The 13,535-nt window shown below is 46.5% G+C and carries 4 protein-coding genes; all 4 read right to left on the bottom strand.

Going from position 1 to position 13,535, the window contains the following annotated elements; genetic code table 11:
• Positions 1 to 71: 71 nt before the first annotated feature.
• The 4 genes from ACLSSO_RS15525 to ACLSSO_RS15510 all read right to left on the bottom strand — a co-directional run bounded on the left by ACLSSO_RS15525 (position 72) and on the right by ACLSSO_RS15510 (position 13,532).
• On the bottom strand, positions 72 to 3,722 hold the full coding sequence (locus ACLSSO_RS15525) for a tail fiber domain-containing protein (RefSeq protein WP_413943351.1): 3,651 nt from the start codon (positions 3,720 to 3,722) through the stop codon (positions 72 to 74).
• A 174-nt stretch (positions 3,723 to 3,896) separates the two neighbouring features.
• Positions 3,897 to 8,492: a tail fiber domain-containing protein gene (locus ACLSSO_RS15520; protein ID WP_413943350.1), complete on the bottom strand. Its 4,596-nt coding sequence runs from the start codon at positions 8,490 to 8,492 to the stop codon at positions 3,897 to 3,899.
• A gap of 75 nt (positions 8,493 to 8,567) precedes the next feature.
• Entirely contained in the window at positions 8,568 to 12,533 is a 3,966-nt protein-coding gene (locus tag ACLSSO_RS15515) for a tail fiber domain-containing protein (RefSeq protein ID WP_413943349.1), read from the bottom strand.
• A gap of 105 nt (positions 12,534 to 12,638) precedes the next feature.
• Entirely contained in the window at positions 12,639 to 13,532 is an 894-nt protein-coding gene (locus ACLSSO_RS15510; RefSeq protein ID WP_413943348.1) for an EamA family transporter, read from the bottom strand.
• Positions 13,533 to 13,535: the final 3 nt, after the last annotated feature.

Here is a 13,535-nt window from a genome sequence, read left to right as displayed (position 1 = left end):
AAAATCGAGCGAACGAAGTCTAGATTGGCGGGTACATAAGAGGTGAGGAATCAAAGTCTCATTTTGAGACGTTACTTGATTCCAAGTTTACGTTTGATGGCTTCTAAATCCTGAGATTGTTTTTGAATTTGTTTTTCGAGTTCTTGGTTCTTTTGCTTCAGAGCTGAGTTTTCACTTTCAAGAGAAGCAATACGACGATCGTGATTTTCAATTTTACGAGAGATCTCTTGCAACTGAGAATCCGAAGCTTTGCAAATGCCATGAAGTTCTTGAATGGCTTTAGTCAAAGGCGCAATCAATTCGCTGTAGTTTACGCCCCAATAACTGTTGTCATCTTTGTAAAGCAGACCCAGATTTTCCGAATTCACAGAGTCATTTAATTCCTGGGCAATGAAACCCCAGTGCTGTTTCGCCGACGACGGATTTTTTTCGTTTTTCCAGTTGAAGGAAACGGGACGGAGAGTGTCTATATACTGAAGTCCGCGATGAAGATCTGCGATGTTTGATTTTAAACGGCGGTCTGAAGTTTGAATTGTTCCGTTGGAAGAATAAACTGCACTCCATCGCTGTGCGCCGGTTCCCAGAGTGGCGCCGTTATCCGCATAAGGACGAAGTGTGGGGCCGTTAACGGCCGTACCACCAGTGAAATCACCCGAGTAGTTGATGACAAGAGTTGCGCCGCTGTCTTTGACCAGAGCACGGGAGCCTCCGGAGTTTCCGCGCGTTGTCTGATCAGCACTGCCAAGAATAAAATCGAATCCGCCGTTAACAATATTTCCTGTGGAACCCATGCTGCCGGCAACATCCAGTTTTCTTGTCGGAACCATGCCTATACCAACGCTTCCGTCAGAGTGAATGCGCATACGTTCCGCCAATGATCCAGCGACAAGTGTTGAGAAAATCATCGTTGCCGATTTTGAAGTTGCATAGTCTGAAGCGGCATAAGATTGAATTTGTGAAGAGGAGACGTAAGCAGAACCATCATATCCTCTAAAGCTCAAGAATCCCAAACTATCGCCATTAAGAACGGCGGCCGCTGTTCCAGAGGAATCACGAGCGCGAGTGACGATGACAGCGGCCTCGGCTGCGCCATTGTGTTGTGACTGAATGTAGACATCATCATCTACTCCGCCAGTTCCTTTAATATGAAGAACTCTTTCGGGAGCTGTGACGGTGGAGCCAATGCCAATGCGACCTGGAACTTGCAGAGCTAAATCTTGGGTTGCACGCCAGTCGCCCATAGGATTTGCATTTCCAAGGCGTACGACACCGCCTGCAGGATTTGCCACAGGACCGATACCCCAGTAACCAGTACTGTTCCAGTTACCTACAAACTGTGCTTGTCCATTTGTGTTGTGATAGCTTCCGACAAAGATGCTGTTGTAAGTAGCTTGGGCGTCCCATCCACCAACTTGCAAAAGAGCACCCGGTCCACTAGAGCCGATTCCCACTTTGCCGTCAGCCTGAATACGCATTTTTTCGTCATTGTTAGTATCAAAGATTACGGGGCCGTTAACTCCGTTTGAAAAATAAAATTCATCTGTCGATCCGTTTGAAAATCCGATTGTGCCTTTCCACGTTCCATCGCGAAGAAAGTCGATTTCAGATTTGCCGCTTGGCGGAGTATTCAGAATCAATGGAGTTTTTGCCGCCGATGGAGCCATCACGGCAAGCGCCGCTGTCGTATCGGGAGATTGGCCGATACCGACATAACCATCTTTGTGAATTGTCATTCGAGTGATATTCGTCGTCTCTAGATTTAAAGCATAGGCATCATTCGTGCCGAGAGTGGCATTGGACGTAAATGAATTTCCACCATTAATGAAGACGGAACCCGTCGTGAATGTAGAGCAGATCATTAATCCAGTTGCATCAAAGGTTACAAGCTGTCCGACCGCACAATTAAATGTCGTAACTGCAGAGCCTGTGCCATTGGATGCAAGAAGGCGATTTGCGGTGAGTGATGTAGCTCCGGTACCGCCATTTGTGACCGGGAGCGTACCAGTGACTTCCGTTGTAAGATTCACAGCAGCACCATTGCTTGCAGCTGTCAAACGCCCTTGAGCATCCACTGTGATATTCGCACGAGTGTAAGAACCCACGGTCACCGCCGTGTTTGCTAACGAAATAGTTCCCGTCGAAGTAATGGGACCGCCACTTAATCCAGTGCCCGTTGCGATGTTCGTAACAGTGCCGCCAGCATTCGTATCCGTGTCGTTCGCACATTCCCAACGAGAATTCGCAGCGATCCATTTTAAAACCTGACCGTCAGTACAAGCGACGTTATTAGGTTTGTAAGTAAGATATTTTGAAGCGGCATTGTTGATGTCGCCATAATCCAAAGTGACTGCACCAGTTTTTGTTGCGACTGAAGTCACAGGGAAAGCAATCGCAGAATTCGAAGCCGCAGTTAGGCGTCCTTGCGCATCAACCGTGAAAGTTCCAACTTGTGTAGTTGAACCATAAGAACCCGCCGTCACGGCAGTGTTAGCAAGTGAAATAGTTCCGGTCGTTGTAATAGGTCCGCCACTCAATCCAGTACCAGTTGCAATATTCGTAACAGTACCGCCAGCATTTGAATCCGCGGCAGGAGCCCACTTCATTCCGTCATATTTAAGAACTTGTCCGCTTATTAAACCAGTTGTGTCAACATCAACGCCTTTAATTTTGTTAACAGAAACAGCACCAATAGTCCCACTCACATCACCCGCAACCGAAACATTGATCGACTGACACTGAAACGAACCCGAAACCGAATTCCAATATGGAGTTTGGTGAGCAGCACAGTTCGCACTTCCCACAGCAGAATTAAATGCAGCAATAGTGTGATAGTTGCCTAAAGAAGAATTCAAGTTTGTAACATCACTCATGCCAATCGCAGCACCAATCCACTGAGTGCCGTCAAATTTTAAAAAGTTCCCATTTGTTGGCGCAGCACTTGCAACCGCCACATTTTGAATCTTCGCAACAGAAGGATTCGGATAAGTCCCAGATAAATCACCACCAGCAGTACCTGTCGGAACACGAGGATTTGTAAAACGAGAATCATCACCAGCCGCCACAGTTCCCGCACCTGTCCCAACATTCAAAGTCACAAGGGGAGTGGACGTATTATTCGTGATTGTGACATAAGAGTTCGCAGACGTGACATTGGTGACAGTCCCGCCACTCGCACCTGTCACGGGCGCACAAGCCAACGCACTTCCATTCCAAGTCAAAAACTCATTGGAGTTACAAGTTGGAACTCCGGTTTTCAAAACAAAGTCGGAAGCTGACTTATCTCCCAGTTTTTCAGCGGATTCGGCAAAGGCGGCAAAAGGGACCGTGCGAATTTCATTGTCAGGGCTGATCAATTTCCAGCCTGTACCGTCGTGAAACTGCACGCGAAGCAATCGAGTGTGGTTCACAGACGGCGTATAAGTTCCTGAAACGTTATTGTCGGCATCAGCACAATCGTGAACAAGTGTATTGTCGAAAGCACTCAATAGGGTTTTAGTCGGAGAAGAAGGAAATAACTTTGTGCCGGTGCCAATAGGAACGTCAAAAACACCATGGCTGTTGGCCATATTTACGCCATTCTTCTGTTCGCGGTAAATAACGCAAGAGCCTGTGTTGTTGGTGATTTCAAAAAGGAAGCTAACGTTATTGTATTCCAACGCGGTTCCATCTGATTTTACAATACGTCCTTGATAAGTCAGAGAACTAGGCGAAGCCTTAATCATTGGGCTCAAAAAAAGGCCGAAGAGGATTATCAATGGTGCCAGGTACGTTCCGTATTTCATGTCTCTCTTATCGGATTTTTAACGGAAGTTTAGAGAGGCCGAAGGCCAGATTGCCCTCTTATAAGACATAATCTCACGGAACAGCCAGTTTGAGACACCGATATCGAACAGATGTTATTTGCAGATTTTCGAATGAGGGTTCATTTCGCAAAGAGCATCTTTGAGAGCTTTATTCTGGTTTTCTAGATCGGTCACTTTTGAGTTTAAAACAGCGTTGTTTTCTTTTAAAGAGGCAATTTCACGGTCTTGTTTTTGATTTTCGGACACGACAAGAGCGTAAAGTTCCTTGATGGAGTTGATCATCGGAGCAATTAAGTTTTGATAGGCCACCGACTTCCATCCTTCACTGTTGGTACGGACGGCTTCAGGAAATTTCTTCTCGACTTCTTGGGCAATCAAACCGATTTGTTTCTCTGGAATTTGGGGATCTTTCCAATAGTAGGAAACGCCTTGCAGATCCAAAACCTTGCTCAGACTGTTTTCTAAAGGCTGAATATCTTTTTTAAGACGAATGTCTGAGGATTGGGTCAAAGTCCCCGAAATAGCCATGTTGCCGGCATAATCAAAGCTCAGTCTCTGTGTACAAGTGCCGCCAGGACAGTGATACCATTGCGCGATAAGAGCACTGCTGTTTTCATGGTGAATGGAGAAACTGCGTTTGGTTGAAGAGTTGTTGGTAACGTTCAACGCGGAGTCGCTTCGAGATAAGAACTCTAAGTAAGAGCTTCCATCGTTGATGTAACCGGTTCCCGCAACATGTAAAGGGTAGCCCGGAGTTGTCGTGCCGATACCGACGCGACCTCCTCCTGTTACAGCAAACTGACTTGTTCCATTTTTCACGACGTTGAAGAGAAAAGTATTTGAGGAAGAAAGGCCTGTACTATCCTTTTGTACGAAGTAGGCACCCGTATTTGTATAGCCTGCGTCTATACCACCGATAAAGGCCGCTGTCGTGTTACTTTCACCATTGAAATTGCGGATGAGTTCGAACTTGGCCGTTGGCGCCGTTGAGCCGATACCGACGTTTCCGTTTTGCAGAATCGTAAATCTTTCTGTTGCGGTATCGCTTGAGATTCTGAATCTGTCGTCCGTTGCAATTTCACCGAGAGACCATTTTAGAACGCCACCCTCATGAAGAGAAAAGTTTGGATTTCCAGAGGTAGCGTTAACAACGACTTGGTTGCCTGTGAAACGAGCGACGTTGGCGCTGGTGCTTGCAACATCTAGCATATAACTTGGTGAGGAAGTTCCGATGCCGACGCTGCCATCGGTATGGATTCTCATTCTTTCAGAGCGGGAAGCGTTACCATTGGCCGTTGTTTCAAATACCATGTAGGAGCCACGATTGGTCGACGACTGATTTTCTCCGGCGCTCACTTCGATAGCAGAAGTCGTCGCCCCAGTTCCTGAGCCGTCGTGGGCACGGAAATAAAATCCGCCAATGGTGTCGTCGGCCAGAACTGCAGTGTTTGATGAAACGGTCCCGCGAGTGCGGGTCATCATCAACGCAGAGCCATCAGTTTGATTGTCGGAGGAATGGAAAAGACGGGCTTGGAATGAACCACTGCTTTGAACGTCGAAAGGAAAGCTGGGAGAGCTTGTGCCAATACCGACGTTACCCGAGGCCGTGACCGCAAATTTTGTACTTCCTGATCCGAGAGTTGAGGTAGGCATTCCTGATTCAACTTTAAAAAGCACCGTTGAGCCTGAACCGATATAGCTTCCGACCGTTAAAACAGGATCTGTCAGAGCGGCACTGTAAGAGTTGTAAAACAAGCTGGGGCCTGAGTTACCAAGACTGGAGACCTGAATTCCTTGGGTTGCTCCTGTTGAGTTCACTGAGAGTTTTGCGGATGGTGAAGAGCTTCCAATGCCGACATTGCCGCCGTTATAATAAATCTTTCCAGCACCACCATCCGTCCAGAAGGTCGCCGAAGAAGGAAGTCTTGCCGCCGCGATAGTTCCTGTTGAAATTGTGCTGGCGTCAAGTCCGGCGATGTTTGAGCAAGTGAATGTGTCTGAAAGAGAAGACCATGTCAAAGTTTGGGAAGCCGTACATGCAGAGTTTGCAAACTGTTGTGCGCCTGTTGAAGATAACAAGTTATTTACGCCAAAATTCACAGGCGCATACTGAGTTCCGCTCCAGCGCATCACCTGACCCGTTGTCGGAGTTGTTGAAGCGACAGCATTTCCATTGATTTTTGCAACAGTCGGATTTGGATATGTTCCAGAGAGGTCTCCGCCAGCAGTTCCACTTGCTGTTGGAGTGATCCACTGAAGACCTGATGCTTGTGCAGAGTTTGCTGATAACACTTGTCCGTTGGTTCCAACTGGTAAACGAATGGCATTCGTTCCGTCGTGAGTAATCAAGTCACCTTTGGTTGTAACTGGTGAAAGACCGTTGAAAGCAGCAGTGGCAGTGGTTTGTCCTGTACCACCATTTGCAATCGGTAAAGTGCCAGTGACTTCCGTTGCCAAATTCACAGCAGCACCATTGCTTGCTGCCGTCAAACGGCCTTGAGCATCGACAGTGATATTAGCTCTTGTGTAAGAACCAGCTGTGACTGCAGTGTTAGCTAAAGAGATAGTTCCGGTTCCTGTGATAGGTCCGCCAGTTAGTCCTGTACCTGTGGCGATGTTCGTAACCGTCCCACCGGCATTCGTGTCTGTATCACTCGCACATTCCCAACGAGAGTTGGCGGCAATCCATTTTAAAACTTGGCCATCAGCACAAGCGACGTTGTTAGGTTTGTAAGTTAAATATTTTGAAGCGCCGTTATTGATGTCACCATAATCAAGAACAACCGCACCAGTTCTTGTTGCCACAGAAGTAACGGGAAATGCAATTGCTGCATTTGAAGCCGCCGTCAAACGACCTTTGCTATCCACAGTGAATGTTCCAACTTGGGTAGTTGAACCATAAGAACCCGCGGTTACTGCTGTGGTCGCTAATGTTGGATTTGGATAAGTGCCAGTTAAATCTCCACCCGCAGCTCCTGTTGGAGTACGAGCATCTGTAAAGCGAGAGTCATTACCTGCAGCAACAGTGTTAGCGACCGTTCCCACGTTCACAGTCAAAACGGGTGTCGTAGTGCCTGTGGCAACAGTTAGATAACTATTAGCACTTGTGACGTTTGTAACTGTACCACCCGCATTTGTGTCGACGTCGTTCGCACATTCCCAGCGAGAGTTTGCAGCGATCCATTTGATTACTTGACCGTCAGCACAAGCGACGTTGTTAGGTTTGTAAGTTAAATATTTTGAAGCGGCACTATTGATATCACCATAATCAAGTGTCACAGCACCAGTCTTAGTTGCAACTGAAGTCACGGGAAAAGCAATTGCAGAATTTGAAGCCGCAGTTAAACGTCCTTGAGCATCAACAGTGAAAGTTCCAACTTGAGTTGTAGAACCATAAGAACCCGCCGTCACTGCTGTGTTAGCTAATGAAATAGTTCCTGTTGAAGTGATTGGACCACCAGTTAAGCCCGTACCCGTTGCGATATTCGTAACAGTACCACCAGCATTATTATCAGATGCAGGAGCCCACTTCGTTCCATCGTATTTCAAAACTTGGCCAGTAGCTAATCCCGTCGTATCAACATCAACACCTTTAATCTTGTTAACAGAAACAGCACCAATCGTTCCACTCACGTCACCAGCAACGGAAACGTTGATAGACTGACATTGAAACGAACCAGAAACAGAATTCCAATAAGGAGTCTGATGAGCCGCACAGTTTGCATTTACAACAGCCGTATTAAAGGCAGCTACCGTATGGTAGTTACTCAATGTCGCATTTAAATTCGTAATATCACTTGTTGTGATGGAAGAACTTCCCCACTGAGTGCCATCAAATTTTAAAAAATGACCTGAAGTCGGAGCTGCATTTGAAACCGTAACACCTTGAAGCTTAGCCACAGAAGGATTTGGATAAGTCCCAGACAAATCTCCACCAGCAGCACCTGTCGGAACACGAGCATTTGTAAAACGAGAATCATCACCCGCAGCAACTGTGCCTGCGGTCGTGCCCACATTCAAAGTCACAAGAGGGGTTGAAGTATTATTGGTGATTGTGACGTAGCTATTTGCGGAAGTTACATTCGTCACTGTACCACCGCTAGCTCCGCTTACGGGTGCACAAACCAGAGCTGTTCCATTCCAACTTAAAAATTCATTCGCAGCGCAAGTAGGAAGTCCCGCTTTAAGAAGGAAGTCACTTGCGTTTTTATCTCCCAACATTTCTGCGGAATAAGCATAGGCAGAAAAAGGAACTGAGCGAATTTCATTGGCAGGTGAAATGACTTTCCAACCAACTCCATCATGGAACTGAACTTTTAACAGACGCGTGTCGCCTGAAGAAGCCATGTAGGTTGAGCCACCAGAACAATTTTGTGTGATGGAATTTTTAAAAGCATCCAATAATTTAAAAGTAGGATCTGTCGGAAATATTTTGGTTCCTGAGCCGATGGGGACGTCAAAAACCCCTTTGGAGTTTTGCATGTTTATGTCATCAACTTGCTCGCGATAGATAACGCAAGTCCCGGCAGGATTTGTGATTTCAAAAAGAAAACTCACATGAGCATATTCTAAGGGAGTGCCGTCTGTTTTAAGAATGCGACCTTGATATGTGAAAGAATTCGGAGCCGCAAACGCAAGCGCGCCAATAAATAAAATGAGAATTTGAAGCAAGTACGTGCCGTATCTCATGCCTTTCTTATCGGAATCTTGACAACAGAGGTAAAGCTAAATGCCCCTTAATTGCTGATGAATAAAGGTCTTGTTTTATTTTGAGACACAGATTTTAGATTTAGGGTTCATCTCGCACAGAGCTTCTTTGAGCTCTTTGTTTTGTGTTTCTAGAACCTGATTCTTTTTCTCCAGAGACTCAACACGTGCATCAATGCCCACGACTTTTGTATAAAGCTCTTTGATGGCGCTAATAATCGGAGCCACCAAGTTTTGATAAGCAATCGATTTGTATCCATCCATGTTGTTAGCAACTACTTCAGGAAATTCTTTTTCCACATCTTGGGCGATCAATCCCATTTGTGTCGAAGCTGGTTTGCGCGGATCAATCCAGTTATAGGTAACTCCATCCAGGCGGAGGATTTTTTCCAAAGAATTTTCAAGAGGACGAACGTTCTTTTTCAGGCGGGCATCAGAAGCCTGAGTCAGCGTTCCGGCCATCCAACCATTACCATCGGCTTTCACCCAGAAGGCGTTATTGAAAGTGCCGCCCGGAGCTCCTCCGATGGTGTAACCGACAACAAAATAATCGCTGCCCTCATCCCCGACGCTGACTCGTAGGTAAGATTGATCGGTAGCATTCACGTATTTAGCCATCCAGATTTCATCGGTGCTGCTTTCAACGCCCCGAAACCAAAGTGCGTTTCCGTATCCTTGTGTTCCTGCGGCTTTAGTCAAACCTATTGCAGCATCTCCATTTACGGTGAGCTGTTTATCTATTGTTGCGCCTGTGCCAACTCCGACTCCTACATTTCCTGTGTACGGATTTAGATAGAGTGGTGCGGCTGTAGTATTGCCATTATAGAAAGCTTGAAATAATGAACCGACATTTCCTGACGGAGACACAGTTCCTAAATAAGCCCCGGACCCCGTAGTCCCGGCAACAAAGTCACTATTGTTGACTTGCATAAGAGCTTGTTGGCCACTGGCACCTTGAACCGTCAGACGAACTGAGGGAGAGTTTGTGCCAATACCGAGCTGACCCACGGGACTGAGATAAAGCCTGCTAGCTCCGGCCGTGTAATCGTAAACTTCATATCCTGCATTTCCGTTTGAAATATTAATGCCCGCGCCATAGACCTGAGCAACGCCACCCGCTGTGAGACCCGCATAGCGAGATTGAACCGCAGAGCCATTGCTGCCGCTTTCAACGTTGAGAGTGGTGCTGGCAGAAGAACGATAGACAGAAAGAGGATAAGTTGGCGTCGTTGTTCCGATGCCGACGTTGCCATTGGAATGAATGCGCATTTTCTCTGAACGTGAGGCGCTTCCGTTGGTTGTCGTTTCGAAAATCATGTAAGTACCACGATTGGTTCCGGAATGATTTTCTCCGGCGCTCACTTCGACAGAGGAGTTGGTTGTTCCTGTGCCGGAACCGTCATGCGCGCGGAAATAAATTCCGCCAATCGTGTCACCGGAAGTAACGGCCGTGTTGGATGCCAAAGTTCCGCGCGTGCGAGTCATCATCAATGCGGAACCGTCATATTGATTGTTGGAAGAATGCAAAAGCCTTGCTTGAAAAGAGCTGGAACTTTGAACATCCAGAGGAAAGCTTGGTGATGTCGTGCCAATACCAACATTTCCTCCGGAAGAAATTGTCATTCGAGGAGTGTTGGTGGTTTCAAAATTCAATGCATAAGCATCATTGGTTCCCAAGGTCGCGTCAGCACCAAAACTATTTCCGCCGTTGGCAAAAACTCCTGAGGCAGAGTAGTTGGTGCAACCCATGACGCCCGCGGCATCGAACGTTACGATTTGTCCGACACCACAACTAAACGTCGTAAGAGCCGAGCCCGTGCCGTTGGAAGCAATCAATCTATTGGCAGTGATGGAAGTAACTCCTGTACCACCTTTATTCACAGGAACAGCAGAAGGGAAGTTTGCAGGATCAGCACTAATGGTTCCAGAAGTGACTGCGATACCAGCGCCGACTTGCACAGCCCCTTTTGCTGACGTTGTCGCATCGTTAATTGAAATCGCGGGAGTTGTTGATCCTGTTGCAACGACGATCGGTGCAGTTCCCGTGACGTTTGTGACGGTTCCATTTGTTGGAGTGATCCATTGAAGACCCGATGCCTGTGCAGAGTTTGCTGATAACACCTGTCCATTTGTACCGACAGGCAAACGAATGTCATTTGTACCATCGTGAACAATTAAGTCACCCTTGGTTGTGCTTGGTGAAAGGCCGTTGAATGCCGCCGTCGCTGTTGTTTGCCCTGTGCCACCATTTGCAATTGGCAAAGTGCCAGTGACTTCCGTTGCAAGATTCACGGCGGCACCATTGCTTGCCGCTGTCAAACGACCTTGAGCATCGACCGTAATATTTGCGCGAGTATAGGACCCTGCCGTCACAGCCGTGTTTGCTAATGAAATTGTTCCAGTGGAAGTAATCGGGCCACCGCTTAGTCCAGTACCCGTTGCGACGTTAGTAACTGTACCACCGGCATTCGTATCTGTATCACTCGCACACTCCCAACGAGAGTTGGCGGCAATCCATTTCAAAACTTGTCCATCGGTACAAGCTACATTGTTAGGTTTGTAAGTGAGATATTTTGAAGCAGCATTATTGATGTCACCATAATCAAGAGTCACCGCACCAGTTTTAGTTGCAACAGAGGTCACAGGAAAAGCAATTGCAGAATTCGAAGCCGCAGTTAAACGCCCTTGAGCATCAACAGTGAAAGTTCCAACTTGAGTTGTAGAACCATAAGAACCCGCAGTGACTGCGGTGTTAGCAAGTGAAATGGTTCCTGTCGTAGTAATTGGACCACCACTCAACCCAGTACCAGTCGCAATATTAGTAACAGTGCCACCAGCATTTGAATCGTTAGTAGGAGCCCACTTCGTTCCGTCGTACTTCAAAATTTGGCCAGAAGCTAATCCCGTTGTATCAACATCAATGCCTTTAATCTTATTTACAGAAACAGCACCAATAGTTCCACTCACATCACCCGCAACAGAAACATTGATCGACTGACATTGAAATGATCCTGAAACAGAATTCCAATACGGCGTTTGATGAGCAGCACAGTTCGCACTTCCAACAGCAGAATTAAACGCAGCCACGGTATGGTAATTACTCAAAGAAGAATTCAAATTAGTAACATCACTCATGCCAATCGCAGCACCAATCCACTGAGTTCCATCAAACTTAAGAAAATGTCCATTGGTAGGTGCTGCATTAGCAACCGCAACATTCTGAAGCTTCGCCACAGAAGGATTCGGATAAGTCCCAGACAAATCTCCACCAGCAGATCCCGTAGGAATGCGCGCATCACTAAAGCGGGCGTCGTTACCTGCAGCCACTGTTCCGGCCGTCGTGCCAATATTGAGAGTTACAAGGGGAGTTGAAGTGCCATTTGTAATTGTGATGTAACCGTTAGCAGAAGTAACATTTGTCACAGTCCCGCCACTCGCACCCGTGACAGGAGCACAGACCATCGCGGTGCCATTCCAACTTAAAAATTCATTCGCAGCACAAGTTGGAACTCCGGTTTTTAAAACGAAGTCCGAAGCCGATTTATCTCCAAGAGTTTCCGCAGATAAAGAAAAAGCAGAAAATGGAACCGAACGAATTTCATTCGATGGAGAAATAATTTTCCAACCACTGCCATCGTGGAACTGAACTTTCAAAAGACGGGTGTCGCCAGTGGCCGCCGTATAAGTCGAACCTCCAGAACAGTTTTGTGTCGTGGAGTTTTTAAACGCATCTAAAAGTTTAAAAGTCGGTGCTGCCGGGAACAGTTTTGTGCCAGAACCAATCGGCACATCGAAAACTCCTTTGGAATTCACCATGTTCACATCGTCTACTTGCTCACGGTAAATCACGCAAGACCCAGTCGGATTTGTGATTTCAAAAAGAAAGCTGACATGTGCATATTCCAGCGGAGTGCCATCTGTTTTAAGAATACGTCCTTGATAGGTAAATGAATTAGGCGACGCTAAGACCAGCGAACTAAAAAGAAAAACCAGAAATGAGACAAGGTACGTACAAGTTCTCATGACGAACTTATCGGATTTCTTAACCGGTTTTTGAAGGGAATGACCGTGATTATTTGGTCATGAAGGTAAATTTTGTCTTAAATTAGTACAAGGTCGGGTCGGGCATTAAGCGGTTTCGATCTTATTTTTTGAAATAGTATTCACAATCAAAGCGCTCGCAATCACTAAAGCTCCTAAAAGCTGACGAAGGCTGAGGCTTTCGTGAAAGATCATTGCACCCATAATTGCTGCCGTCAGAGGTTCGATCATCATCAAAAGAGCGACTTCAGAACTTTTTAATTTTTGCAAAGCCGCCAGTTCTAAACTCAATGGCAAGATTGTGCAGATCAAAGCGATGCCGAAAATGCAGCTCGCCTGAAAGCTGGAAAGGTTTTGCACGGAACCGAAATCAGGACGGTGAAAAAGCGACAATGCAATCGCACCGAAAGTGATCACATACAAAGCCGAAGAAATCGGGCGGACATCTTTTTGCAAACGGCCTGAAAGCAAAACATAAATCGCATAACTGATCGCAGCTCCAAGGCCGGCAGCAATCGCCCAGATATTTTTAACTTCGATGTGACCCCAGAGCAAAAGAACCAAACCCGTCGATGCCGCCACCAGGCATAAGGCTTCTTTTTTAGAAATCTTGTCGTGAGTAAAAAAGTGCGAAAAAATATTCACCCAAAACGGATAGGTATAAAGCAACAACGCCGCCAGCGTGACACTCACGCCTTTGATCGCTTCAAAATAAAGTGTCGAGAAAAACGCGTAACCGAAAATTCCTAAAAGAGCGGCAATCAAAGTTTGTCGTTTGTTGAGCTTCACCCATTGTGGTTTAAACAGCAGCAGAAATATCCAAAGGAGAAGAGCTGCCAGGGTGAAACGGTAAGAAAGAAATTCGCCGACAGAAAGGCCTGATTGAAAGGCCCATTTTGCAAAGATCCCTAAAAAACCAAAACCCGCGCTGGCGATGGAAATTTCAATAGTTCCTCTTAAGCGGGGGTTCATGGAAGCCATCAA

Origin of the sequence: Bdellovibrio sp. HCB-162, assembly GCF_047344985.1 — a bacterium.
Classification (GTDB): Bacteria; Bdellovibrionota; Bdellovibrionia; order Bdellovibrionales; family Bdellovibrionaceae; genus Bdellovibrio.
This window is presented reverse-complemented; position numbering and strand designations above follow the sequence as displayed.

Bases quoted from the DNA above. Each gene is read 5' to 3' on its own strand.
- ACLSSO_RS15525 (WP_413943351.1), bottom strand. From the start codon at position 3,722: ATGATTAAGGCTTCGCCTAGTTCTCTGACTTATCAAGGACGTATTGTA.
- ACLSSO_RS15520 (WP_413943350.1), bottom strand. From the start codon at position 8,492: ATGAGATACGGCACGTACTTGCTTCAAATTCTCATTTTATTTATTGGC.
- ACLSSO_RS15515 (WP_413943349.1), bottom strand. From the start codon at position 12,533: ATGAGAACTTGTACGTACCTTGTCTCATTTCTGGTTTTTCTTTTTAGT.
- ACLSSO_RS15510 (WP_413943348.1), bottom strand. From the start codon at position 13,532: ATGGCTTCCATGAACCCCCGCTTAAGAGGAACTATTGAAATTTCCATC.